This is a genomic window from Rhizobium sp. 42MFCr.1, assembly GCF_000377185.1.
Classification (GTDB): Bacteria; Pseudomonadota; Alphaproteobacteria; order Rhizobiales; family Rhizobiaceae; genus Rhizobium; species Rhizobium altiplani.
The window spans coordinates 15,580-37,933 of the sequence record NZ_KB897848.1; the positions used below are offsets into that span (position 1 = coordinate 15,580).

The window sequence follows — 22,354 nt, forward strand, 5'->3', positions numbered from 1 at the left end:
ATATCACTCGGCCTTTGCGGATATGACGGACGCGCCTTCAAGCGAACCGATCTGGCGGACGTGCTGTTCGAGCGCCATGCGGTCGATGGAAGCCAAAGGCAGGTTGATGAAGGCAGTAATGCGGTTCTTGAGGAAGCGAGCCGCCTGCGCGAAGGCGCGCTGGATGTCGACCTCACTTCCCACCACGGCGGCAGGGTCTTCGACTCCCCAGTGCGCCGTCATCGGGTGACCAATCCAGACCGGGCAGGCTTCACCAGCGGCGCTGTCGCAGACGGTGAAGATGAAGTTCATTTCGGGCGCTCCGGGTTTAGCGAAGACAACCCAGCTTTTTGACGAAAAGCCTGTCGACGGATAGCCGAGGGCGTCCAGCTCCTTGAGCGCGTGCGGGTTCACTTTGTCCTTTGGTTGGCTGCCTGCGGAGAAAGCCCTGAAGCGACCAGCGCCTTCCTTGTTGAGGATGGACTCAGCGAGGATTGAGCGTGCGGAATTGCCCGTGCACAGGAAGAGCACGTTGTAAGTCTTGTCGGTCATGGTCGTATTCCGTGGTTAGGTCGCAGGCCGCCTGGTCAGTTTCATGATCGTCGCCGACGCGGGACAGAGCCCCGAGAGCTGGCGGGTGGAAAGGATCGCGTGGGGAACTTGATCGCGGTCAACAGCCGCAAAGCCGAGGTGCTCGAAAAACCGTGCAGCGTTGGTGGTCGCGAGATAGACGGCGGAACCGTTTGGCGTTCGCGCGATCGTCATTACCGTGAGGCGGCGGCCATATCCCTGTGACCTGAATGCCGGTAGGATTACCATAGACCGCAGGAGAACAGCATCGTGCGAGGCCGCTTCGATCCCGGAGTAGCCAATGATCTGGTTCTCGGTGTCAGCGAGCCGGAAGTATGATCGCCCCGGTTCGCCGATGTCGTCGATCGGTAGCCCAGCTGCCGCAAGACCGGTCGTCAGCTCGTCAGAAACACTGATCGGATGCAGTTTCAGTTCACGCACGGCCCGGTCTCCGGCGAACAGCAGGGTGTGAGATCGGCGATCAGCGGAGCGCACAGCTCTGCATTTCCGCCGCAGCAGTCCTTGAGCAGAAAGAGCGTGAGTTCGCGGAAACCTTCCAGATCCGCCCGGTAGATGATCGACCTGCTGCGTCGCTCGCTCTTGACGATGCCCGCCCTCGAAAGGGTCGCAAGATGGGCGGACATGGTGTTCTGGGGGACATCCAGCATTCGCGCCAGTTCCCCGGCCGGAATGCCGTCCGGCTCGGACTTCACAAGCAAGCGGAAGGTTTCTAGCCTTGTGGTCTGCGCCAGGGCGGCAAGCGCCGCAATTGCCACTTTCGATTCCATATATCCAGAATAACGGATGTATTTCTAGTGTCAACTGCTACCTGCGGACACGCGGCGTACCGATACGTTCATCGACGAAATGGCTCGCAACAAGTGTCTCGCCAAGCGTGATCTGCCGAGCTCTGCCGCCGAGTTTTAGGGCCTTTAAAGCGCCTTGGTCATTGACGGGTTAGGCGATCAGCACTATGCGGTCCAGGCGTCACCCTCCGGTGAATAGCGCGGCGCCGGCAACGGCAACGCCCAACTCTCCAGTCCGCACGTCAATGGGCAACCGCGCCCCGACGGCACATTCCTTTCAATACTCGTTCATCAGGCAGAAGAGGAAAGAATGTTATCGCATAACCCGCTCGAAACCCAATCCTTTGACGCGTTCCTGTTCGACATGGACGGAACGATCCTCGATTCCAGCGCTGCGTCGGAGCGCGTCTGGGGAGGCTGGGCAAGGGACAACGGAATTCCGACGCCGCCCTATCATGGTCGACGGGTGGAGGACACGATGGCTGACCTGAGGGCTTCGGGAATTGATCCGGAAAGGGCTGCCGCTGAAATCACAGAACGCGAGCTCGCGGATCTCGACGGTGTTGTTCCAATCCCCGGAGCGCTCGAGTTCCTGACATCGCTTCCAAGTGGGAAATGGGCGGTGGTGACCTCTGCTCCAAAGGAGCTCGCATTGAGGCGTATTGCAACCGCCGGCTTGCCGCAACCGAAGGCCATCATTGCCGCTGAGAATGTAAGTCGAGGAAAACCGAAGCCCGACCCGTTTCTTGCCGGCGCCGAACTTCTTTCCGTTTCTCCCACGCGATGCCTGGTGTTCGAGGATGCTGACGCGGGGATACATGCCGCGGAGGCTGCTGGTGCCTCTGTTGTTGTTATTACCCACACCAACAGTGCGACGCTGCAGAACAGGCCGGCAGTGCCTGACTACTTGAGTCTGCGCGCCCTGGTTGTGGGGGCGTCACTGGCAGTTGAGCGGACCCAGCGCTGAGTGCAATCACGGCGGGGGACCGAGGGACCATAGGCTGTTATCGGAGGCGGGCGATCGCTTAGACAGACGTTGGCTCGGGGTCTGGGTGGATCTCAAGGCGTGTCGGTCCTCGGTGGATTAACCTTCGGCCCATTGGAATCCGAAACGCGTTGATCGCAGATTGTTTAGCCATCAAATATGATATTGGCTACGGTGAAGATTTCGAACGGCAGCATATGCCGTGAGACGATTGGCGTGCGGTGCGTGTCCAGCGCCTCCGCCGTGGCCTTCACAAGGGTGTCCGCAAGCAACCGGGCAGGGTGGGAAAGGACAACCTTGATAATCCCCTCTGCCAGCCCGGCACGCGTCTCATTGGTCAGTTCGTGCGCGACAACCACGAGCCGTTTCGAGGCAGGACCTCCGTCTTCCCGAAGCGCCCGCATTACCCCCGTTACCCCGCCGCAGGCCAGTTAGAGACCAACCCAATTTTCTCCGGATTTCATCTGGGTGATCGGGACTTGCGGCATCTCGGACGTTGGTCCTGCGTCCCTGGGACTGAAGTCCGGGGGTGGAACAGTGGCCTTTGTTGGCGGTTGATCCCCAGCGGGATTGTCCGCTGTCAAAGGAGGAAAACGTCATGGATCTCAAAATGGTAGGAACTGCAGCCGCGGTGCTCGTGGCCTCGAGCGGAGCCTTTGCGCAGTCGGTAGTGGCACCGGAGAAGGTGATCACCTTCGTACAGAAGGCTCCGGCTCCGACAACGCGGGTCGTCGTCGAAGAAAAGATCGTGGTTGGCCAGCCCCTTCCGGAAACCGTCGTGGTAACGCCGATTCCGGACGACCCGGATTACGCCTATGCGATTGTCAACGACGAGCGCGTGATCGTTGAACCTACGTCGCGCAAAGTCATCCAGCTCATTCAGTAACGGCCTCATCGTCTGAATAGCAGACGGCGACCGCCTTCCTCAAACAAAGGGCACACATGCGCCGCGTCGAAGACGCGGAATGCCATGTAGTGCCCAAGAGGGTGGAAAACACCATGAAACACAATCATCTTGCCGTGCTCCTGGCGGCCCTTTCCCTCAGCGTCTCGCCGCTTGCGACCATACCTGCGGCGGCCCAGAACAGCACTAAAACCCGAGGGGGATCGCAATCCGAAACACAGACGGGCACCAGCTCGACCGACACCAAATCAGGCGCCGAGGTCGACCAGTCGCAGTCTGGCACCAGCGCCACCGGGGACTGCACCCCCGATGCTTCGGGCGCATGTCCACAAGGTAAGGGCCAGTCTTCGCAGCAAAAGAGCGGCGAAGGTTCCGACATGCAGAAGAGCACGACGCAGCAAACAAACGACAATTCCTCCACCAGTGGAAAGGCATCCGGTAAATCTTCGACTGAAACGAAGTCCAAGACCGGTGAGAAAAACGCCTCCGGCGGCACCGCCGCCGAGCAGAAGGCCAAGCCTGGCAGCAGCGACGCTGCGGCAGGCACGGGGAACGCAACGCAGGATTCCAAGACGTCCGGCACGAGTGGCGATGCCGCCAAGCAGTCCACCGATCAGAACAGACCAACGACCAACAAGAAATCGACCGAGACCAACGTCAACAACAACACGACGACGAACAGCGACACGACCAGCACCGAGACCAACGTGAACGTCACGGTCGAGCAGAAGACCGAGATCCGCCAGGTGATCAAGGAAGTTCATGTCGCGCCGGTGACGGAGGTCGACTTCATGGTGTCGGTCGGAACCAGAATTCCCAGGAAGGTCCATCTCCAACGGCTGCCGCCGCGAATTGTGAAGATCGTACCGGCGTACCAAGGCTATCGCTTTTTCATCCTTGCGGATGGCCGGATCGTCATCGTCGATCCAGATGCGCTCACGATCGTCTACGTCATCGAGGTCTAGCAGGCGGTTCCCGGCGGCGTTTTTTCGCGTCGTCGGGCCACTGGAGGATTATGAATGATTTACAACGAAGACAAACCTTCCGGAATTGCATTTCCCTTGATCATCATACTCATCGCGATGGCCGCAATCGTCGGAGGTCTCGTGATGACGGAGCAGCACACAATGTCGGCGCGAGTGTTCGTGCCGCCAGCTGCAGCAGGATCGTGACGCCCGGTGAAAATCTCATGTCATGCTTGAAGATCAGCTGCGCATATTAGGCTCAGGGTCTCTTATTGCGTCGACAGGCCCTTCACGCACCGTGCCCGGAGGACGGGCTGCGGATCGATCATAGTGATCTGGGGTTTCGCATCCTCTTGCTCACGGACGAAAATGACAAACGGCATGTTAGGCGAATGAATTGTTGGAGTGCGGGGCCGCCGTCATAACAACAGGCGCGGGCGTGACGCGGCGACGACCTTTAGCCTGTCAAGAACAGCATCGACCTTTGCAGTCAGTCCGTTGCCGCCTAATCCGATTTTTACGTCACGAATAGCCTCGCTGCTGTTCAGTCTTTCAAAGGCACCATGTCCCGAAACGTCGACGTAGCATTGGCATCATATGCCACCTCAACGGTCTCGGCGTGGGTAGCGCAGGCGCGAGCCTTCGTTGGCGGGACGGAGTTTGGCTGTACGCGTATTCTGAGTTGGCGAAGGTCCAGGTGTGCGCGAACAGCCGAACGTGGCCGATTTCGTGCTCGAGTTGCCGGGGGTGTCAGGCCGGCATCGCCGGAGGCCATTAGCCGATGTAATCTATGGACGTGCCTCGCGAGGCGCCCCAGTCAACTCGTTCTACAGCAGGATCCAACATTCTCCGTCACAGCAAAGATAAGGCACGTCGTCGAATTCGAGGATTTCGCACCCCTGGCGAGTCATTGCACTCGACTTTGCCATTCGTCTTGTGGGCGCGGACGCTTTGACCTGAGCGAATAGCTGCATGAAAAGAACCGCCTGGGCATTATCTTTGTCGGGTTCAGCGAGCGTAATCTTTGCAAGTGGATGCTGGTGATCTTTGCATTTCACATTGCGGATATGTGATACGGACGAGATCAAGGAAACGGGAATTGATATCCATTGCTCGCACGAGCGCGCAGGTGAAAAATACAAAACAGAGCTGTCCTTTTCATCGACTTTGACGAGCCCATAAAGCGTTAAGTCAAATGGCTCAACGAGCTCGTTGGCAGCCAACTGCGAAATAAACTCAGATGGTTCGTACGTACGCATACAAATAACCCTCCAGTTCGATGTTGCTCGAGTTGATTGCGGGCCGGTATCTGCTCACGGCCAAGCTATTTCGAGAGAGCCGAGGCAGTCGCGTTGCAGCGACCTGGCTATAGTCGGCACAATGGTCTCGTCGGCCGCATTTGGGCCGTGCTCATAAGAGCACAACCGGCCATAGATGACACGTACGCCAATAGCGGTACGTGCTGCCATCGCTGATTGAAAGTCGGAGAAGTCAATGGATCGCGCGAAGTTCTTCGCCGCGCTGCGCCCTCGCACGTCTGGCGTTTTCTGCCCGTCGCTCAGTCAGGCGCAGGTAGCCGGCATCACGGCAGGCGCCATGACTGAGCGCGCACGCGGATCAAGACCGAGGCCATGCAGATCTACGTCAACGCGCAGGCGCAAGTCCCAACTGGCCGCGGCTGGTGGTTTCCGCTGCTGTTCCAGGTTCCTGCTGGTCGAGGCTGCCTCTACCTCAGACGTGGCCGTAGCGGCGCTCCCACCTCCACTCGATGGCTGGATGGGGCATCGTCGATTCCCTCTTCATCGGCTGGTGACCGGATCATGGCGAAATGGCGCAAGTAGCAAGGGTCCGACCTTCACAGGTGGCCGGACCCTCCAATTGCCGCCTCGGGGCATATGAGCACGGCGGCAGCGAGATAGTCGATCGGAGGCCTCCGGTCAATTCATGAAACCAGTGCATGCGCATTTAGAAAGGGCATTCGGGGCGGCGATAGAGACCAGTGATGGATGGGCAGATCGGGAAAACGCCGACGAGCTGACAACGGTGTGGTCGTCTAATTTACACCCGCCCAATGACGGGGTAGGGTGCCTGCCGACAACAGACGCGGTCGGGGAACCGCCGAATATGGGCGATGTTTCAGGCGATGCCGCCACATCTCGCGATTTTGCCTCTCTGGTGATCGGCGCGACAGCCGCCCAGATCATCGGCGGACTCGTCCCTCAAATGTCGCCATTTGTTGTCGCTGGATTGATCGACGGTCTCTCGCTGTCGGAGCGCGATGCGGGTTTCGTTGCGTCCGTCGAATTGCTGTCTCTCGCGACTGCGGCGATCTTGATCGCACCGTTCTTGTCGCGGTTTTCCTATAGACGGACCAGCCTATTCGCGGTTGTTTTAACGCTGTCTGCGCAAGGCGCATCGATCTTCGCCGCCGGATGGAGCTGGCTCTTGCTTTTGCGTGGATTGGCGGGCATCGGGGAGGGGGTTCTCTACGCGATTTCGCTCAGTATCGTAGCTTCTCACTCCCGGAACCCCGAAAAGATTTTCGGCTACTTCCAACTCGTCTGGGCGATAGGAAGCGCTGCGCTCTTCAGCGTCGGAGGTGAAGTCACCGCCGCGTTCGCACACCGTGGCATTTTCACTCTCCTTGCGGCAACTTCCCTTGCATTCGCACCGCCACTTTTGCTCGTCCCCGGCGTCCGCGCAGTGAAGGACGGCAGTACCAGTGTTGCCGCAACCAAGCCTCTGCTCGGAGTTTTGCTTTTTGCCGCAATCGTTCTGTACGTGGCCGTTTCCGCCGGGCTGTTCGCTTTTAGCGGACCACTGGGCGAACGGGTCGGCCTTGATACCAGCGCGGTCGGATACATACTGACTGCGTCCACACTCGTTGGGCTGGTGGGAGCAGGTGCGGCCACGGTGCTTCACGTCCGCTGGGGCAGGGCAATTCCCATCACGGGATCCTGCGTTGGTTACATCCTCGTCGTTTTGGCGCTCTGCCTCTGGCCTGACCCGGTGGCCTACAGTATCGCGGTCATTGTATCGGCCGTCCTTTACTACTTCTCGCTGCCCTATCTATTCGGCCTGGCTGCCGCGCTCGATCCCAGCGGACGGTGGGCGGCAACGGCAGGTTCTGCAAATCTCCTCGGATTTGCAGCAGGTCCTGTTGTTGCGGGTGTCGTGATCGGGGCTTCCGGCTATGCGGGCTTGGCGGCGGTTTCCAGTGCAATGATCGCTGCCGCCTGGGTGCTGGCCATGTACACAATAGGACGCGGCTACAACGGTCGGAACCTTCCCGAGCACCTGCCGAGCTCGGTGGCATTAGACCTGTCTAGTCGAACACCGCGATCGGCAAAGTGAACGCGACAGTCGCGCCCACCGTCTCGTTGTTTTTTACCCAAAGACGGCCCCCGTGGGATTCCACCATTGAGCGGCAAATCGGGAGTCCCATCCCCATCCCCGTGCTCTTCGTCGTGAAGAACGGCTCGAAAACGCGGTCAGGATCGCTGAATCCGCTCCCGGAATCCTCAACGGAGATGACAACGGCCTTGGGACCATCTCGATCTGTTTTTATCATCAACGTCCTCAAGGGGTTCGTGCTGTCCATCGCCTGAATTCCATTCCGGATCAGGTCGACTAAAACCTGCAGAAGCGTTGGATCGAGTTCAGTATCGATACGGGTTGTTGTGGCGGCAATTTCGTCCGACATGAGACTCAAAACCTCGTCGATCAGATGGTTCAAATCCTCGACTGTTCGCGTTTGGGGCCTGTGCTCGAACAGGGCGCGGATTCGACCGACGACATCCGTGACCGCGCCAACGTCCGCGGTGATACGTTCCGCAGCACGCCTGCCCCTCTCCACGTTCGGTGGGTCGATCGACAGCCATCGCCAGCAGGCCTCGCAGTCAGCGGCGATCGCTGCAAGCGGCTGATTGATTTCGTGGGCGATAGACGCCGAAAGCTGTGACAGGTTGGCAGCTTGCGTTGCCTGCGCCAGCTTTTCCGCTGATCGGCGCAGCGCCGCCGTCGCCTGTACCTGATCCTCGATGTCGTGGCATAGGCCGAACCATTGGACTATATTGCCGTCCTGATCCCGCAAGGGTTCCGCTCGACCCGACATCCATCGATAAGCGCCGTCCGCACGAAGTAGACGATACCTCATTGAGAATCTGTCCCCGGATGCCAGGCAGCGGGTAAGCTCGGTACCAACGGCCTCGACGTCATCCGGATGGAAAATTGTGTCCATAACGGACTCGAGAGAACTTACGTTGGATAAATCAAGGCCGAGAAAATCGGCCATGCGCTTGTTGACCAGGGTCGTCGTTCCGTCAGGCGTCAACCGCCACAAATGGCTTGGAACCATATCGACGAGTAAGGATAGCTCGAGCGTACGCGCCTTCAGCTCCGCCTTTTGATCCTCGATGTCTACGTTCTGACCGTGCCACGCCGTTACCCGGTGGTATGTGTCCCTCGATGGCCGTCCCTCGGTACGAAACCATCGATATTCACCGTCTGCGCCCCGCAAACGATGCTCGCTCTCGAAAATGTCACCAGTATGCAGCGAATGTCGCCACTTGGCGGCCGCGGCCTCGCGGTCGTCCGGATGGACCCGAGACAGCCAGTCAAACTCTTCGTTCGAAGACCCGACCGCGAAGTACTCTTGCATACTGGGGTTGCTATAGGTGAACTGGCCAGCCGAACCCGTTGACCACACATGGCCAGGCAACGCTTCCACAAGGTCACGCAGCTGCGCAAAATCGCGCTCCCTTCCGGATAAATCAACCCTCGACAGCGCCTTGCCTTCAGACATTGGCTCCTCCGGTCAAAAAAACACTAAAGCCCACCTTTCGCTCGGTTTGGCGATCAGGCGGCTTGTTGAAGGGATGGCGTATTATACGCTGAAGGAACGCTTCTTCAATCCGCCAGCCGTGCCGCATGAAAAAGCGTCCCTATGGTGTGCCGCTACCAAACCTCGGAAGGAGAATACCCCAACTTCAGTTTACTTGTTGAGGCCGCGCCCCCGCCGTACGAAGGATATCACAGTCGCTCGATGCGGCGCGATATGGAGGTTCCTGAAAGAGGTTATGGAGATGGACAACAATCCCGCCAACTCGGCTTCCCTGATCTCTTCTTTACCCGGCATCGAACCGGGGGAGTGCGAGGTCGCCGAACTTCTCACGGAAATCGCGCTGGAGGTCGAAACGATGATGGGTCCAGATATCATGCTGGATATCGTTGCACGCTCAGCCATTCCCCGCGTGAGTTGCTCGCGCGACCGACTTCGCGACGCCGTTATCCAACTACTAGCGAACGCCCGCGAAGCATTGCCAGCGGGCGGAACGATTTCAATCGAAGCTTCGAATAACCATCGTTCCGAGGCAAAAGCCGTGGAACTTCGCATTGTCGACAACGGCATTGGCATGGAACGCGAGACCCTCCGGCGTGCTGTCGAGCCGTTTTTCACTACGAAAGCTACTGGACTTGGGGGCCTCGGCCTGACGATCGTCGGTCATTTTGCCGATGAAATCGGAGGACGGTTTCATCTTCACAGCGAGCTGGGCATCGGTACGCGCGCAACACTGTTCCTGCCTCTGTCGGGCGGGCCAGCGAGATAGTGTTCTAAGCGATGGCCCAATTCCCGGAAATGAGAAGGAGATGTCATGAAACCGTCTAAGAAGACCGTCAACTTCGGAGTTCCGTGGGAATCGGCCTATGGCTACTGCCAAGCGATCCAAGTCAATGATATCGTTTATCTTTCCGGGCAGCTCAGCCACGACAGCGACGGGAACCTCGTCGCTCCTGCCAAACCCGATGCATCCGGTCGTCCTTTGAATTTTTCAAATATGGAATCTCAGATGCGGCAAACCTACGCCAACGCCGCTGTACTCCTCGAAAAATTCGGAGCTACGCTTGACGATGTGGTCGAGGAAACGCTGTTCGTTCTGGACGTCGATGCCGCCTTCGCGGTTGCCGGAAAGGTCCGGAAAGAAGTGTACGCGACAGAGCAGCCGCAGTGCGCCAGCAACTTGATCGGAATTTCACGGCTCGCCTTCCCCGAGCAGCTCATCGAAATCACGTTTCGTGCAGTTTTGGCCTCTGGCTGACTTATTTCGGCCGAGGCGTCTCAGTGTGCTCCACCACCCGCGGAAAGCTGGCCTGGCTTCTTCAGCAGGAGCGACGCTAGCAATGCAGCGACGAGCGCCGCTCCCACAGAAAAAACGTATCGCTGAACGTCATGATGGTTGCCTGCTGCGGGACCTTGAGGGCGATGGTCACGATAGCCTTGTGCGTCGCAGCGGCTTGGTCGCTGACGCCGTGGTTCATGTAGTAGGCCGCCAGCTTGGCAATATGGCTACGCAATGTCTCGTCGAAAGCGCTTATGGAGTTCGTCAGGATGTTGGAGCCGCCGTCGGTCACGGTCTTACGCGCCCGGCGGCCGGATTTATCTGAGTCAGGCCGCGGCTTGTGAGCGTTGCGCGTGCTGCGTCCTGAAGTTCGAGCGTTCCGAGCTTGGCGATGTCTCACGGCACCAGTGCCCGGTCATCGACAAGTGTGCCGAAGTACCGCGCCTGAGGATCGACAAGAACCTTCCGACTATCACCGATGGAAGCGAGATATTCGATCACGAAGTCACTCATCGGTTTTTTCTCGGGTCCGGCTATTTCTAACGTTCGGTTCTCGGCGGTAGCGGTCGCCGCTTCCGCAACGAAGCCTGCAACCTCGTCGGCGGCTATCGGTTGGAACGCGCCATGAGACACGTGGACGGCTCCGTCGACCGTAGCGCTATCAGCGATGCCTCCCAGAAATTCGCGAAACTGCGTCGACCGCACGGTCGTATAGGGAGCGCCATCCTTCCTTATAAGCGCTTCCTGTGCGAGTTTCGCCCTGAAGTAGCCGTTCTCCGGAGATCGCTCGATCCCGACGATGGAGAGCGCGACATGGTGGCGAACTCCGGCGGCACGCTCCGCCTTGAGCAGATTGGTCGTTGATGTCTCGAAGAACGAAAGCACGGCGCTCGGTTCCCAGGAGGGGGAGTTTGTGACGTCTATTACGACGTTTGCGCCAGCGAGCGCGCCGTCGAGACCTTCGCCCGTGGGAGTGTTGACACCAGTAGACGGAGAGGACCGAACTACCTCGTGCCCGCGTTTCGCAGGCGCTCGGCAACTTTCGTCCCGATCGGCCGGAGCCTCCGACGATGACGATTTTCATGGGTCCATACCTTGTTTTGGGGGCGGCACATCAAAGTTCGGATGTGGCCGCCCACGATCAGAGAAGAGTCACGCTCGTAACCCTAATCGGTAGCGCCGTCGGGTATTGTAAGTTTCGTTTCGCCAGTGTCGACAACGAAGACAGCGAGAATTTTGGCAGGCTTCGTATCGCTGGCATTGGCGCTGACCTGGTGGTGGTCGCCGGGGACTTCGATCCAATTTTCGCCGGTCTTGTAGATTGTCACCTTACCGTCGTTGAGCTGGCTCTTGATCTCGCCCTCGATGACGGTGGCGTAGATGAATGCGCTCTTGGCATGGGTATGCGACGGGTTATGCCCACCCGGCCCATATTCGACGAGCACGCCGCGCATGCTCTTGCCGGGCACGTTGGGGAGGGGGTGGTCGAAGACCACGGAGACTTTGGCGTTGTGAGGTTTGTCTGCCGCGACGGCCGGTACTGCAATCAGGGCCGAGCAAAACAAAAAGGTCGCGAGCTTTCGCATCATGCTTCTCCTTCGCTTTTGATCCTGCCTATGACCGGCAGGGATCGTATGCGACCTACGACGAGGAAGAATAGATATACCAAGGTTGGTAACCGCGGTCGGGAAAAGGACAGTCGATAACGCTTGCCTTTGATCACGCGGGACGAAGGCTTTGGCGGCCAGTGGGTTCTGTAGGAAAGCATGGTCACTGAGGCCGTGGCGCTCGGTCGCCCCAAATGAGCCCCCAAACCTAAGCATACCTCGACCACATCTCGTTCCCGATCTAGGGTTCCGATCGCGACCTATGACCGACAGCTCTCAACAACCCAATCAGGAGCCTATCATGTCGACGGTAGACGCAAGACCGACCACCACATCGATCCCCGGTGCAATGCTCGGTAACCCGCGGGACGAGCTGGTCCCCTCGCGCTATGCAGTGCGCGTCGGCGACATCGACGTACTTGTGATCAGCGACGGCGTGCTGACGCCGCCGGCCGAGTCAATGGCCACCAACGCCGACCCAGCGACCCGTTCGGCTTGGCTGGACGACATGTTCTTGTCGAAAGAGGCTTTCGACTGGGCTTTGAATGCTGTTGTCGTGCGCAGTGGCAGCCAGACGATACTGATAGACACCGGTCTGGGGGAGGAATATCCGGACTTCCCGCGGGCGGGCTTGTTCGTCCAGCGGCTGGAGGCGGCTGGAATCGATCTTGCGGCCGTGACCGACGTCGTCCTCACCCACATGCACTTCGACCACGTTGGCGGATTGCTCGCTGAAGGCGTGAAGGAACGGCTGCGCACGGACCTGAGGGTTCACGTGTCGTCCGCAGAAGCCGAATTCTGGAAGTCACCCGACTTCTCTCGTACGGCGATGCCGCCGCCACTTGTGGAACTGGCACGGCGTGCGTCTCTCGAATTCTTGGGTGAATACAGCAGTCACCTTCGAACATTTATCGACGAGGCCGAGGTAGCACCGGGCGTCGTCGTCACTCGCACGGGTGGCCATACTCCAGGACACAGCGTTGTCCGCCTGACGTCAGGTGGCGAACGACTGATGTTCGCGGGCGACGCCATATTCCCGGTTTCGTTCGAACACCCGGAATGGCATAACGGCTTCGAACACGATCCAGAGGAAGCAACCCGCGTTCGGCTTCGCCTTATGCGCGAGCTTGCGACGAACGGCTCGTGGCTTGTCTCCACGCATTTGCCATTCCCGTCTGTTGGCCGAGTGGCGGCGGCTAACGATCTATTTCGCTGGGTTCCGGTGTGGTGGGATTTCTGACGGCTGAAGCGCATTAACTCGATAACTGCCGTGTTTGATTCCGCTTTCGTGGCTCGATCCCGGCTCGTTGTAACGCCCGCTTGATCTGCGGCTAAAGCGGGCGTTGTTCGGAGCAAGGGCGGCACTCGTGGGGCATGATTGATTTGCGCTTGACCTCAACGACAATCAACCTCGCGCTCAACTTTCCGATTTCTGACATACTACGACACGGGGACGACGTTGATCGATACCTATGTCGGGCTGGCTGCGACGTGCGTCAACGCGCCATCTTCCGCCACCGGTGCACCGACGCATCCGCCCGCGCTATGAGTGACGAGTAGCTGTAGTTGCACTTTTCGATCTCTCATGCCTAAGACGCGCACACACGATCCCATAAATCTTTAATGCCGGTGTCGGATAGCTCGACTCTTGTTCGTCCTTGGTGAGAAAGAGGAGGATCCAGAATGAACGATGAAAAAGCCCCCACCAGCGACGATGAAGCAATTGCCGCGATGTTGATGATGCGCGCGACCGCGATCAGGGAAAGAAACGCCAAGGATGCATTGTCCTATGACGCTGAGGATTCTGTCGAGTTCTCGCTGGCGCCGCCGCTCGTTCATCACGGAAAGGATAAGGCTGGTCTCCAAGCGTGGTTCGACACCTGGGATGGTCCGATCGGCGGCGAGGTCGAGGATGCAAAGCTGACAATCGGCGTCGACGTAGCCTTTTGGAGCGGGCTGGTCCATATGACGGGTACGAAGACGGAGGGGACAAACGTTGATCTCTGGTTCCGGCAGACGCTCGGGCTCGTGAAGCGCAATGGCCGTTGGTTGGTTGCCCACCAGCATGAGTCTGTTCCGTTCGCAATGGATGGCAGCGGTCGCGCTTTGCTGGATCTGAAGCCCTGACGGAGCCAGAAGGAGCTCCTCCACAAGCGGGTTTTCCGAGGGAGTCAATCCGCGCTTGTATTGTAGCGAGCTATCATTGCTGCCTCCATTGAATGATCTGGTCGATACTGTCGGAATAGCGAGTAGTGGCTGAACACGAAGTCCCTTGATCGGCCGGAATTACGGCGTCGATCTCAGGCGATGACTTATAGAGATATGTCAGACGCGCAATCATCGTTTCGTCCGGAAATGGGAGGGTGCCGTCGCGGAAAGCCTTCACCGCGATGACGGTGCCAAGGACTGCGAGGATGTCGTTATTCTTTCCGGCTTCACGGGCCACCGTGATCAGATTCCAATCGCGGTATCCTTGGAGAGAGCGGGGCCGTTGAGGAGATCGGACGTTTCGACGCTAGGAAACAGCGGGAAGGAACCCGCCATAACACCGGAATTGGGGAATGTTCCAGTCGCGCGGGACAAAAATAAGTGCCCCCGCAGGAGTGCTGACAAGCGGGGCAACTAGGCAGTTTACAGTTTTGAAAAATGGAACAGCGGAGACCGGAATATCTTGCCGTTCCATCCGCCGAAACGAATCACGCGGTTATTGGTTCCAGAGGCCGAGAATGCGCAGGGCCGGAATGCAATCGCAGCCTCTCGGGACGGGACGCATTCGTAAGGTGTCTCAACAAGGTGATGCGCGCTCGCTAGGGTACACCGGTCGTCGCCTGGCGCTCTGCGCCTTACTTGTTCTTAAGTAGCCAGACCTTCCCGGCCATCGTGATCCCGTAGACGTCTTTCGAGGCGTCATCGTCGAGATGCCGCCGCTCTAGGAAGCCATGTCCATTTAGCTCATCCAAAGTTTTAGCTGTTACGGACTTCACTTTCTGGGGCCGTTCCTTCCAGCGGTCAGACTTCGCGTAAGTCACCGTTGCATTCTGGTGCGTCCATTTACTCGACGGTTGCGGATATAGATCTCCGTCCTTGGCGAGTTTTAATGCGGCAATCTGCGATGGGGTAAGCTCAATCATGTTTAGGGAACCTTTGTCGTTTGAAGACGTCGTCCTAACACAATCCATTGGCTTTGCACGCCCAGTGCACAGTCGAAAGCATGGGCGTCCTGCGTGCGACGGATTACCTGAAAAATCGCTCCAACCGCACCCGCGAGCCAGCACCATTCTAAACTGGTGCCCGAGATAGAAGGTGCCGAAAACACCGATGATAGTGACAACCTCCCAGTGCGCCTCCCAAACCTGAAAAATGCACATAGGACGTTGTCATCAATTTGCAGCTTGACGGTGTATTTCCGTGTCGCTTCGATGATGGGTGTCTGCTTTCCGCTGTTAGCTTGCCGCATCATCCTTGCTGCGCATCGCGTTCTCAATTGGCCGTTTAAAGCTGCGAACCTTTCCACTGTCGCAACTATTGGCGTCATCCGCAGGGTCATCGACCGCAAGCGGCTCGTCTGCGCCATTGGATCATGACCACCTAACGAAGCTATGCCCTGCCAAGATGCTTCGGCCAGAATTCCTGATGTACTTTTGCGGCTTCGTCTTGAAGGTTCGTCGGACCAACCACGGTGACGACGCGCGCGCCGGTTTGCAAAATCGACCGGCTCGGCACGTTCAACCCGATCCCAGCGATCTCGCCAAGCCGCGTTTCCGAGACGCAAACACCATGCGCCCGATACCCGACCAGTAAATTGCCCCCGAGCACATCGCGCAAGGCTCCGTGCTGGTGTAAATCGTGCAGTGATCGAGAAAAGCAGGATCGTAGTGCTTCGCCGCCAGCTTAACCAGATTCATCTCGGCGTGGTTGGTCATGTCGTGGCCGCTATAGACACTGTTTTCAGCGCGCAGGATTATGTCGCCCTCCTTGACCAGCAGCGACCCAAACGGTTCGTCGCCGTGTTCCACCGCGGATTTCGAAAGTGCAATTGCCTCGTGCAAAAATGGCTCGTGGTTCTCCATCGAAACCTCCCCAAACACTAGAGCGGCTTGAATTTGCCTTGAATCGAAGGGATTTCCAAGGTGCTGCTAATGATCCTGGCGGATAATTTGGCCTCCCGCGCTTCGAGATCGGCGACACCGTGGGCGGGTAACGAGTGCCGATACCCACCATGCTCTCCTTGAGAGGTTGCCGAGGCCGCATGTTGTCGATGATTTTGGTCTCCGCTCCCCCCGAGAGTAAAAGACATGCCGACGTGATGCCCCATCACGTCAAGCTCTCTTTAACCGCGTATTCCTTTGCCCATTGTCATATCGGGTTGAATTGTTCTTGAGCTTTCACTTTAATCGCCTGATGGCAAAGTCACCGCCATTAAGGCCACTCCTGGCAGACGAAAATGACGACGGTTTAATTGAAGTGAAGGTCGAGCAAACTGCCACGATGGTTCCAAGCGGCCATTCCATCGTCGCGGCCTTACGGCTGGGTACCGGTTGACGGATTTGCCGGAGCGGCGGCCGGCGGGCTTGCGGGAATCACTGGCTTCGGAATGGATCGAGAAATCGGGGGCGTTGTGGATGCCGTTGAAGTTGGGTCGTTTGCCGTGCCACCCCACTGGATCCATACAAATGCGGCTACCAGAATGATGGAGGCGAGAGCAATCCAAGGACCCCAGGCTCCACCACGACGTTCAAGTGGCGTCGTGCGAAGATCGAGGCCTTTCTCAGAATTAGGATCATAGGGCATTGCATTTCCTCCATTGATGGAAGGTAAATGGCGTTACACGTCGTTTGTTCCTACAGGCACGCACGATCACGCGCGTGTGACTACTGATTAAGAACAGTCAGCAAATTTAGTCCGCAGCTGAGCCCATGTATCGACTGTGTCCCGATGCTTTTTTTAATCTACGTTTTGCCCATGCCGACCGATGGATAAAAAGCAACATGGCTCGAGAACACGTTCATCAAACGGCGGTGGGGCAATGATTGGCACCTTTTCAGGTGACCGGCGCAGTTCGGGTTGTTGCGCTCGATGGCCTGCCGGTACCCACCGTGGACAGCCTGGTTGCTGAGTTGAATGAGCGGGACGCAAGGGGTTGGCCGCTTCTCAGGCGCTTCCTCGACCAGCATTGTCACGTTGGCGCAAGTCGCGACGACTGTCACTGCAATAAGCATACCGTCAACGGCTTCACGGCGATGCCAACTCTTCGGTTTTCCGCCAAGCGATCACGTCTATGCGGATATCGCACAAGCGTGGCAGAGTCCGATCTTCGAAAGTGGTTCTCCGAGGTGTCGTGCCGGCAGCTACCCATCCTTCCCAAACGGCATTCATTTCGTCAAAACCCATGAGATCCCGAAGCCAGATATTTGCTTGAATCAGTTCGTCCCTATCGGTGCCCGCCTCTTTGAGAAGGGCATCAATGCGATGAAGAATTTCGGTCGTCTGCGCACTTACGCTGTCCCCCGCGGCGGAGCTGGCGATCTGGCCGATAATATGGACTGTTTGGAGTGGCGCCTCCTCGTCCACGGACGAGTGCTCGATAGCCATCGGCCGGTATCCTTGTTTCACTTGGCATGCCGGTAGATTGCAGCCATCGCGCCAGTTGAACAGGCTGTTTTATTTTTCACGGCTATAACGGGTCGTTATTGGCGGTCCGCCATGGCGGTGTGTCGTGACACGAACTCGACAAGATAACGGACGCCCTCGGATGCCTCGGACTGGGCATAGAATCCAATCTCGATCCGCACTGCGCCAGGTAGGTCGGCGGCCTTGTCCAGCGCACGACATCCCTCGGGGATAGTGGCTTCAAGCATAGGACCGACACCAATGCCGACCCTTACCGCCGTTGCCATGGCGACCAACGTGGACGCAACGCATGCCGTCTTCCATTTTATGTTCCGCTGCGACAACGTCGCGATGGTGCGCACATTCCAGGGGCAGCTCTCATCAAACATGATCACCGGGAGCGGCCTGCTTGCGTCGACCACGAAATCCGATCTGACAACCCAGGAGAGATACTCGGTCCAGATCAGGATGGGTTTCCGATTGAGGACGGTGATATCGCAAACAACGATATCGAGTTTCCCTTCTTCAAACATCTCTGCCAGACGCCGGTTGGGCTCGACGATTATGTCGATGTCGACCTTGGGGTTCTGAGCCCTGAAGTCACGAAGGATATTTATCAGTCGACTGGCGGCGAAGTCCTCGACGACTCCGAGACGGATGCGCCCTAGAAGTATCTTTCCGGTGAGCCTACGGCCGACCTCGTCGGAAAGGACCACGATCTCTCGGGCGTAGGCCACCATGATCTGGCCGTGAGCGGTGAGCTCAAGTCCCTTGGACGACCGGGAAAAGAGCGTTACTCCGACGAGCTCCTCGAGCTTGCGGATCTGCATGCTCACTGCCGCTTGAGTTCGGTGCAATTTGGCAGCAGCGCCATTGACCGTGCCGATTTCGGCGACCGTCAAGAACGCCCGCAACAAGTATGAATCGAGATCAAGCATTAGGCGGGTTCTTCGTCTGCGTTAAACCAGCCGTGCGACGGTCTCCGTCTTCGGCTAAGCTGGACATTGTACGATCTGAAGTTCATGCGCAACGGCCAGAAGCTTTGCCGTCGTGGTAATGTCATAATCGCCCCCCACGCCCAGCCCTATAAGGTTTTCTGAACGGACCCGCTGCTGAATGCTGCAATGGGAGCGACTTGAGTATCAGAAATCGTTATAGGCCCTCACGAAATATCAAGGTTGTAAAGCCTTTTGGCTCGGCGAATGATGGCATCTCGGATCAAACGGGGGAGCTTATCTTGACGATTGACCAGGATTTTCTGGAGGACCTACGCCGTCGCTTCGGCAATGCCGCCGGCGGTGAAATGCAGGACCCACACTTTCGCGAAGTTGCGGCAAGCGTCTTCAAGGATGGCGACAGCCGCAAATGGCCGTTTGCCGATCCGGCGACCTTCCTTGGCGCGTCCTTCATCGAGAACGGCATCAGGCCGGAGGTTTTGGAGGCCCTTGATGTAGCTCTTATCGGCGTGCCAATGGACCTTGGCGTAACCAATCGAGCCGGATCACGGTTGGGTCCGAGGGCTGTCCGGGCGATCGAACGTGTCGGACCCTACGAGCATGTTCTTCGGGTCGCGCCGATGGGCAAGCTCAAGGTCGCTGATGTCGGTGACGTTCCGATGAGAAGCCGCTTTGATCTCGCCGGTTGCCACGCCGACATCGAGGCCTGCTACCGCATGGTCGCAAATACCGGAGTGATCCCCTTGTCCGTGGGGGGAGACCATTCCATTTCCGGCGCGATCCTCAAGGGATTTGCAAGCCGTACTCCCGTTGGAATGATCCACATCGATGCCCATTGTGATACGGCCGGGCCATATGAGGGATCCAAGTTCCATCACGGCGCACCGTTCCGGGAAGCTGTCCTCGCCGGTGTCCTCGACCCCAAGAGAACGATCCAGATCGGCATTCGAGGCGGAGCCGAATACCTCTGGGAATTCTCTTTCGCTTCAGGCATGACGGTTATACACGCCGAGGAAGTCGCTGAGATGGGGATCAAGGCCGTCATCGCGCGCGCCCTCGAGGTTGTCGGTTCCGGCCCGACATATATCAGTTTTGATGTCGACAGCCTGGATCCCGCCTTTGCGCCGGGAACCGGAACACCGGAGGTTGGTGGATTGCTTCCGAGAGAAGTTCTCGCCATGCTGCGCGGTTTCCGAGGTGTTAATCTCGTCGGCGGCGACGTGGTGGAGGTTGCTCCGCAGTATGACGCGACTACCAATACTGCCCAGATAGCAGCACAGGTGCTGTTCGAATTGCTTTGCCTTGCCATGCTCAGTCCGTCCGCACGCAAGCGGGCCGCTTGAAACAGTCGGACCTGTCGTCAAAATCCAGAACCAAGAAAAAGGGAACATAAAATGAATATGAGCAAACTAGGAAGAGCCATCGCCGCTGCTGCCGCATTCACTCTGGTCGGGCTGTCGGCACATGCCGACGACCTCGCCGACATCAAGGCCGCCGGCCAAATCAGTGTCGGCATTTTCTCTGATTTCCCTCCATTCTCGTCGGCCAGCGCCGACATGAGCCTCAAGGGATATGATGTCGATGTCGCCCAGAGCATTGCCGACAGTCTTGGTGTGAAGCTCAACCTCGTAAGCGTAACCGGACAAAACCGAATTGCCTATCTGAACGACAAGCGCGTCGATATTCTGATGAGCGTCGGCTTTTCCAAGGAGCGTGCTGAGGTCATCGATTTTGCTGCTGCCTACGCCCCGTACTACATCGCGGTCATAGGCCCGGCAGCTGTCTCGATCAAAGGCAAGGATGACCTTGCCGACAAGACGATTGCGGTTAACCGCGGCACGCTCGAAGACACCTCGTTGACGGCTGCAGCACCGGCATCGGCAACGATCCAGCGCTTCGAAAACTACAATTCGGTCATACAGGCCTTCATTTCTGGTCAGACCGAGTTGATGGTGGTCGGAAACGATGTTGGAGCGCAGGTCCTTGCACGCCAGGACGCGTTGAAACCCGAGCAAAAGTTCCAGCTCTTGACGTCGCCTTCGCACATCGCCCTCCGCAAGGGCGAGGAGGGTCTCAAGAGCACCGTCAATGACGTAGTTGCCAAGATGATCTCCGAGGGGAAACTCGACGCAAGCTCGAAGGCCTGGTTGAAGACGCCACTCAACCCTGAAAATCTCAAGGATTGATCGAAATGAGTGCTCCTCGCCGTGAAAGGATTGGCGATGTCCTATAGCCTTGGCTTCGACTGGCTCTGGGGCGGTGCAGGAGCGCTCGCATATGGTGCGGGCATGACGCTTTTCCTGATTGCCTGCACCACCGTCTTCGGGACGGTGCTAAGTGTCTTCGGTGCTGCTGCGCGAAGAGGTCGGTTCGGCTGGTTGCGCCGGGCAGTTGGCATCTATGTTGAAGTGATCCGAAACACGCCGTTTCTCGTCCAGCTGTTCTTCATCTTCTTTGGCCTTCCAAGCATTGGAATCCATCTCGATCCTGTAACAGCGGCAATCCTCGCCATGACCCTCAACATGGCGGCCTACACGACCGAGGTCATCGGCGCCGGCCTGGATGCGATCCCGAAAGGTCAAAGCGAAGCTGCCCTCGCGCTGGGGCTGAAGCCGAGACACGTGTTTTTTAAAGTCGTCTTGCCCCAGGCGCTAAAGGTTATCTTCCCGGCCCTGACAAGCCAGATCGTCATCATGATGCTGGAATCAGCCGTGGTCTCACAGATTTCCGTCCGAGAACTGGCGCAGGAGGCCGACCTTTTGCAGGCCCGCACTTTTCGTTCATTTGAGACTTATCTGGTCGTAACGATGATCTATCTTGCCATGTCGGCGAGCCTCAGGCGGTTTCTGATCGCTGGCGGTCGTCGGTTTCTTGGAGCGGGAATATCATGATCGAGTTCACGTTCTGGGATATATTGCGCAATCTTGCCTTCGCGACGCGTTGGACAGTTCTCTTGTCGATCGCCGCATTTGTCGGCGGGGCAACTGTCGGCATAGCAATCCTCTTTGCTCGGATATCGCAATCCTTTTGGCCACGGCGGCTTGCGTCAGGCTACATAGCGCTTTTCCAGGGAACTCCTCTGCTCATGCAGCTATTCCTGATGTTCTTCGGATTGCCCATGTTGGGCTTCCGGATTGAGCCGTGGACTGCGGCGGTGTGCGGGCTGACGCTTTATGCCAGTGCCTATCTGGCCGAGATTTGGCGGAGCGGCGTCGAGGCACTTCCACGTGGCCAGTGGGACGCGGGCGCAAGCCTTGGTCTGCACCGCCTGCAGGAACTTCGGCTTATCATCCTACCACAGGCGTTCCGGATAACTCGCGCGCCGACCGTCGGGTTTCTGGTGCAGCTGATCAAGAGCACCGCCCTGACGTCCATTCTCGGCTTTGAGGAACTGATGAGGACAGCAAATGCGATCAACAACGCCACGTTCGAGCCCTTCAAGGTTTACGGCCTCGTTGCTGCAATCTTCTTTGCCCTGTGCTATCCGTTGACTGAGTACGCGCGAAAGCTCGAGAGAGGCGCCCCAATTCGTTGATAACGGGTTAGGGAGAGATCTTACGGATTTCCTGCATCGCACCAGCCATAGATTGAGACCATCCGTTAGCTGGGCTTCCTGCCGGGCCTCTACTTTGCCGGCCTTGACTTTGCCTCCACGCTCAATTCAGGCATCATCTTGGCGATCGCCGAGGAAGCTCCTCGCCTTATCGAACCTATCGCAAGGCATTTATGACGGGCGAAGGCGTCGCCGTCAGCCAATTCCTGGTGCAGGGGCCATTTGTGTCCGTTTCATCCCCTTGGCGACATTGCCGTTGAGCGACGCAAAGGGCTCCAGTGACGGCAGCCGCGACCGTTG

Annotated in this window: 24 protein-coding genes and 3 pseudogenes; 13 read left to right on the plus strand and 14 right to left on the minus strand. The window is 57.8% G+C overall.

What is annotated here, in order from left to right; genetic code table 11:
• Nucleotides 1-3 precede the first annotated feature (3 nt).
• From C934_RS0123595 to C934_RS0123605, 3 genes are read right to left on the minus strand one after another with little or no spacing between them, the layout of a single operon-like run.
• Nucleotides 4-531, minus strand: coding sequence for an arsenate reductase ArsC (locus C934_RS0123595; RefSeq protein ID WP_018859051.1), 528 nt, complete (start codon nt 529-531; stop codon nt 4-6).
• Between the two features lie 15 nt (nt 532-546).
• The gene (gene arsN2, locus C934_RS0123600; RefSeq protein WP_018859052.1) at nt 547-990 is read right to left on the minus strand and encodes an arsenic resistance N-acetyltransferase ArsN2; all 444 of its coding nucleotides are present in this window, start codon (nt 988-990) and stop codon (nt 547-549) included.
• The gene (locus tag C934_RS0123605) at nt 978-1,337 is read right to left on the minus strand and encodes an ArsR/SmtB family transcription factor (protein ID WP_018859053.1); all 360 of its coding nucleotides are present in this window, start codon (nt 1,335-1,337) and stop codon (nt 978-980) included. Before C934_RS0123605 ends, arsN2 begins: the two co-directional genes overlap by 13 nt.
• Before the next feature lie 328 nt (nt 1,338-1,665).
• On the opposite strand from C934_RS0123605, the gene C934_RS0123610 reads away from it, so the two are divergent.
• Complete coding sequence (locus tag C934_RS0123610) at nt 1,666-2,322, plus strand: HAD-IA family hydrolase (RefSeq protein ID WP_018859054.1); 657 nt, start codon at nt 1,666-1,668, stop codon at nt 2,320-2,322.
• 164 nt (nt 2,323-2,486) lie between these two features.
• Here the strand turns inward: C934_RS0123610 and C934_RS0123615 are convergent, their stop codons facing one another.
• The gene (locus tag C934_RS0123615) at nt 2,487-2,744 is read right to left on the minus strand and encodes a hypothetical protein (protein WP_026372024.1); all 258 of its coding nucleotides are present in this window, start codon (nt 2,742-2,744) and stop codon (nt 2,487-2,489) included.
• Nucleotides 2,745-2,938: 194 nt separating this feature from the next.
• On the opposite strand from C934_RS0123615, the gene C934_RS0123620 reads away from it, so the two are divergent.
• From C934_RS0123620 to C934_RS35260, 3 genes are all read left to right on the plus strand, one after another.
• On the plus strand, nt 2,939-3,226 hold the full coding sequence (locus C934_RS0123620) for a DUF1236 domain-containing protein (protein WP_018859056.1): 288 nt from the start codon (nt 2,939-2,941) through the stop codon (nt 3,224-3,226).
• A gap of 113 nt (nt 3,227-3,339) precedes the next feature.
• Nucleotides 3,340-4,209 (plus strand): DUF1236 domain-containing protein, encoded by an 870-nt coding sequence (locus C934_RS0123625; RefSeq protein ID WP_018859057.1) that lies wholly within the window; start codon nt 3,340-3,342, stop codon nt 4,207-4,209.
• A 54-nt stretch (nt 4,210-4,263) separates the two neighbouring features.
• Complete coding sequence (locus tag C934_RS35260; RefSeq protein WP_018859058.1) at nt 4,264-4,416, plus strand: hypothetical protein; 153 nt, start codon at nt 4,264-4,266, stop codon at nt 4,414-4,416.
• A gap of 620 nt (nt 4,417-5,036) precedes the next feature.
• On the opposite strand, the gene C934_RS0123640 is transcribed toward C934_RS35260, so the two are convergent.
• Complete coding sequence (locus tag C934_RS0123640; protein ID WP_018859059.1) at nt 5,037-5,468, minus strand: hypothetical protein; 432 nt, start codon at nt 5,466-5,468, stop codon at nt 5,037-5,039.
• Between the two features lie 865 nt (nt 5,469-6,333).
• Here C934_RS0123640 and C934_RS0123645 point away from each other — a divergent pair.
• Nucleotides 6,334-7,563, plus strand: coding sequence for an MFS transporter (locus tag C934_RS0123645; protein WP_018859060.1), 1,230 nt, complete (start codon nt 6,334-6,336; stop codon nt 7,561-7,563).
• On the opposite strand, the gene C934_RS0123650 is transcribed toward C934_RS0123645, so the two are convergent.
• Complete coding sequence (locus C934_RS0123650; RefSeq protein WP_018859061.1) at nt 7,535-9,013, minus strand: PAS domain-containing sensor histidine kinase; 1,479 nt, start codon at nt 9,011-9,013, stop codon at nt 7,535-7,537. The genes C934_RS0123645 and C934_RS0123650 overlap by 29 nt on opposite strands.
• Before the next feature lie 280 nt (nt 9,014-9,293).
• On the opposite strand from C934_RS0123650, the gene C934_RS35265 reads away from it, so the two are divergent.
• Complete coding sequence (locus C934_RS35265) at nt 9,294-9,818, plus strand: ATP-binding protein (RefSeq protein WP_198011833.1); 525 nt, start codon at nt 9,294-9,296, stop codon at nt 9,816-9,818.
• 45 nt (nt 9,819-9,863) lie between these two features.
• On the plus strand, nt 9,864-10,307 hold the full coding sequence (locus C934_RS0123660) for a RidA family protein (protein WP_018859063.1): 444 nt from the start codon (nt 9,864-9,866) through the stop codon (nt 10,305-10,307).
• Nucleotides 10,308-10,327: 20 nt separating this feature from the next.
• Here the strand turns inward: C934_RS0123660 and C934_RS0123665 are convergent.
• The 3 genes and pseudogenes from C934_RS0123665 to C934_RS0123675 form a co-directional block, all read right to left on the minus strand.
• Nucleotides 10,328-10,605 (minus strand): annotated as a pseudogene (locus C934_RS0123665) (EmrB/QacA family drug resistance transporter); the annotation flags it as partial.
• A gap of 49 nt (nt 10,606-10,654) precedes the next feature.
• Nucleotides 10,655-11,412, minus strand: a pseudogene (locus tag C934_RS32425) (SDR family oxidoreductase).
• 82 nt (nt 11,413-11,494) lie between these two features.
• Nucleotides 11,495-11,914, minus strand: coding sequence for a cupin domain-containing protein (locus C934_RS0123675; protein ID WP_018859065.1), 420 nt, complete (start codon nt 11,912-11,914; stop codon nt 11,495-11,497).
• A gap of 322 nt (nt 11,915-12,236) precedes the next feature.
• On the opposite strand from C934_RS0123675, the gene C934_RS0123680 reads away from it, so the two are divergent.
• Both C934_RS0123680 and C934_RS0123685 read left to right on the plus strand, forming a co-directional pair.
• Nucleotides 12,237-13,175, plus strand: coding sequence for an MBL fold metallo-hydrolase (locus C934_RS0123680; RefSeq protein WP_018859066.1), 939 nt, complete (start codon nt 12,237-12,239; stop codon nt 13,173-13,175).
• Between the two features lie 443 nt (nt 13,176-13,618).
• A complete protein-coding gene (locus tag C934_RS0123685; RefSeq protein ID WP_018859067.1) occupies nt 13,619-14,062 on the plus strand; it encodes a YybH family protein in 444 nt (147 codons plus the stop codon).
• A gap of 73 nt (nt 14,063-14,135) precedes the next feature.
• Here the strand turns inward: C934_RS0123685 and C934_RS32430 are convergent, their stop codons facing one another.
• From C934_RS32430 to C934_RS0123725, 5 genes and pseudogenes are all read right to left on the minus strand, one after another.
• The gene (locus tag C934_RS32430) at nt 14,136-14,381 is read right to left on the minus strand and encodes a hypothetical protein (RefSeq protein ID WP_018859068.1); all 246 of its coding nucleotides are present in this window, start codon (nt 14,379-14,381) and stop codon (nt 14,136-14,138) included.
• Nucleotides 14,382-14,778: 397 nt separating this feature from the next.
• Complete coding sequence (locus tag C934_RS0123700) at nt 14,779-15,066, minus strand: hypothetical protein (protein ID WP_018859069.1); 288 nt, start codon at nt 15,064-15,066, stop codon at nt 14,779-14,781.
• A gap of 466 nt (nt 15,067-15,532) precedes the next feature.
• Nucleotides 15,533-16,005 (minus strand): annotated as a pseudogene (locus C934_RS32435) (nucleoside deaminase).
• A 1,162-nt stretch (nt 16,006-17,167) separates the two neighbouring features.
• Nucleotides 17,168-17,527 (minus strand): Rid family hydrolase, encoded by a 360-nt coding sequence (locus C934_RS0123720; RefSeq protein ID WP_018859070.1) that lies wholly within the window; start codon nt 17,525-17,527, stop codon nt 17,168-17,170.
• A 95-nt stretch (nt 17,528-17,622) separates the two neighbouring features.
• A complete protein-coding gene (locus C934_RS0123725; protein WP_018859071.1) occupies nt 17,623-18,483 on the minus strand; it encodes a LysR family transcriptional regulator in 861 nt (286 codons plus the stop codon).
• A 299-nt stretch (nt 18,484-18,782) separates the two neighbouring features.
• Here C934_RS0123725 and speB point away from each other — a divergent pair, with 299 nt between their 5' ends.
• The 4 genes from speB to C934_RS0123745 are packed head-to-tail and all read left to right on the plus strand — an operon-like array spanning nt 18,783 to nt 22,036.
• Nucleotides 18,783-19,844 carry an agmatinase gene (speB, locus tag C934_RS0123730; protein ID WP_018859072.1) on the plus strand — a complete coding sequence of 354 codons (1,062 nt, stop codon included), beginning with the start codon at nt 18,783-18,785 and terminating at the stop codon, nt 19,842-19,844.
• A gap of 57 nt (nt 19,845-19,901) precedes the next feature.
• The gene (locus C934_RS0123735; protein WP_026372030.1) at nt 19,902-20,687 is read left to right on the plus strand and encodes a transporter substrate-binding domain-containing protein; all 786 of its coding nucleotides are present in this window, start codon (nt 19,902-19,904) and stop codon (nt 20,685-20,687) included.
• Nucleotides 20,688-20,723: 36 nt separating this feature from the next.
• Entirely contained in the window at nt 20,724-21,392 is a 669-nt protein-coding gene (locus C934_RS0123740) for an amino acid ABC transporter permease (RefSeq protein ID WP_018859074.1), read from the plus strand.
• The gene (locus C934_RS0123745; protein WP_018859075.1) at nt 21,389-22,036 is read left to right on the plus strand and encodes an amino acid ABC transporter permease; all 648 of its coding nucleotides are present in this window, start codon (nt 21,389-21,391) and stop codon (nt 22,034-22,036) included. The genes C934_RS0123740 and C934_RS0123745 overlap by 4 nt, the downstream gene beginning before the upstream one ends.
• The last annotated feature ends 318 nt before the right edge of the window (nt 22,037-22,354 follow it).

What these genes read in the sequence shown, in the direction of transcription:
- C934_RS0123595 (WP_018859051.1), bottom strand. Translation starts at nt 531, where the DNA reads ATGACCGACAAGACTTACAACGTGCTCTTCCTGTGCACGGGCAATTCC.
- C934_RS0123605 (WP_018859053.1), bottom strand. Translation starts at nt 1,337, where the DNA reads ATGGAATCGAAAGTGGCAATTGCGGCGCTTGCCGCCCTGGCGCAGACC.
- C934_RS0123610 (WP_018859054.1), top strand. Translation starts at nt 1,666, where the DNA reads ATGTTATCGCATAACCCGCTCGAAACCCAATCCTTTGACGCGTTCCTG.
- C934_RS0123615 (WP_026372024.1), bottom strand. Translation starts at nt 2,744, where the DNA reads ATGCGGGCGCTTCGGGAAGACGGAGGTCCTGCCTCGAAACGGCTCGTG.
- C934_RS0123620 (WP_018859056.1), top strand. Translation starts at nt 2,939, where the DNA reads ATGGATCTCAAAATGGTAGGAACTGCAGCCGCGGTGCTCGTGGCCTCG.
- C934_RS0123625 (WP_018859057.1), top strand. Translation starts at nt 3,340, where the DNA reads ATGAAACACAATCATCTTGCCGTGCTCCTGGCGGCCCTTTCCCTCAGC.
- C934_RS35260 (WP_018859058.1), top strand. Translation starts at nt 4,264, where the DNA reads ATGATTTACAACGAAGACAAACCTTCCGGAATTGCATTTCCCTTGATC.
- C934_RS0123640 (WP_018859059.1), bottom strand. Translation starts at nt 5,468, where the DNA reads ATGCGTACGTACGAACCATCTGAGTTTATTTCGCAGTTGGCTGCCAAC.
- C934_RS0123645 (WP_018859060.1), top strand. Translation starts at nt 6,334, where the DNA reads ATGGGCGATGTTTCAGGCGATGCCGCCACATCTCGCGATTTTGCCTCT.
- C934_RS0123650 (WP_018859061.1), bottom strand. Translation starts at nt 9,013, where the DNA reads ATGTCTGAAGGCAAGGCGCTGTCGAGGGTTGATTTATCCGGAAGGGAG.
- C934_RS35265 (WP_198011833.1), top strand. Translation starts at nt 9,294, where the DNA reads ATGGACAACAATCCCGCCAACTCGGCTTCCCTGATCTCTTCTTTACCC.
- C934_RS0123660 (WP_018859063.1), top strand. Translation starts at nt 9,864, where the DNA reads ATGAAACCGTCTAAGAAGACCGTCAACTTCGGAGTTCCGTGGGAATCG.
- C934_RS0123675 (WP_018859065.1), bottom strand. Translation starts at nt 11,914, where the DNA reads ATGCGAAAGCTCGCGACCTTTTTGTTTTGCTCGGCCCTGATTGCAGTA.
- C934_RS0123680 (WP_018859066.1), top strand. Translation starts at nt 12,237, where the DNA reads ATGTCGACGGTAGACGCAAGACCGACCACCACATCGATCCCCGGTGCA.
- C934_RS0123685 (WP_018859067.1), top strand. Translation starts at nt 13,619, where the DNA reads ATGAACGATGAAAAAGCCCCCACCAGCGACGATGAAGCAATTGCCGCG.
- C934_RS0123700 (WP_018859069.1), bottom strand. Translation starts at nt 15,066, where the DNA reads ATGATTGAGCTTACCCCATCGCAGATTGCCGCATTAAAACTCGCCAAG.
- C934_RS0123720 (WP_018859070.1), bottom strand. Translation starts at nt 17,527, where the DNA reads ATGGCTATCGAGCACTCGTCCGTGGACGAGGAGGCGCCACTCCAAACA.
- C934_RS0123725 (WP_018859071.1), bottom strand. Translation starts at nt 18,483, where the DNA reads ATGCTTGATCTCGATTCATACTTGTTGCGGGCGTTCTTGACGGTCGCC.
- C934_RS0123735 (WP_026372030.1), top strand. Translation starts at nt 19,902, where the DNA reads ATGAGCAAACTAGGAAGAGCCATCGCCGCTGCTGCCGCATTCACTCTG.
- C934_RS0123740 (WP_018859074.1), top strand. Translation starts at nt 20,724, where the DNA reads ATGTCCTATAGCCTTGGCTTCGACTGGCTCTGGGGCGGTGCAGGAGCG.
- C934_RS0123745 (WP_018859075.1), top strand. Translation starts at nt 21,389, where the DNA reads ATGATCGAGTTCACGTTCTGGGATATATTGCGCAATCTTGCCTTCGCG.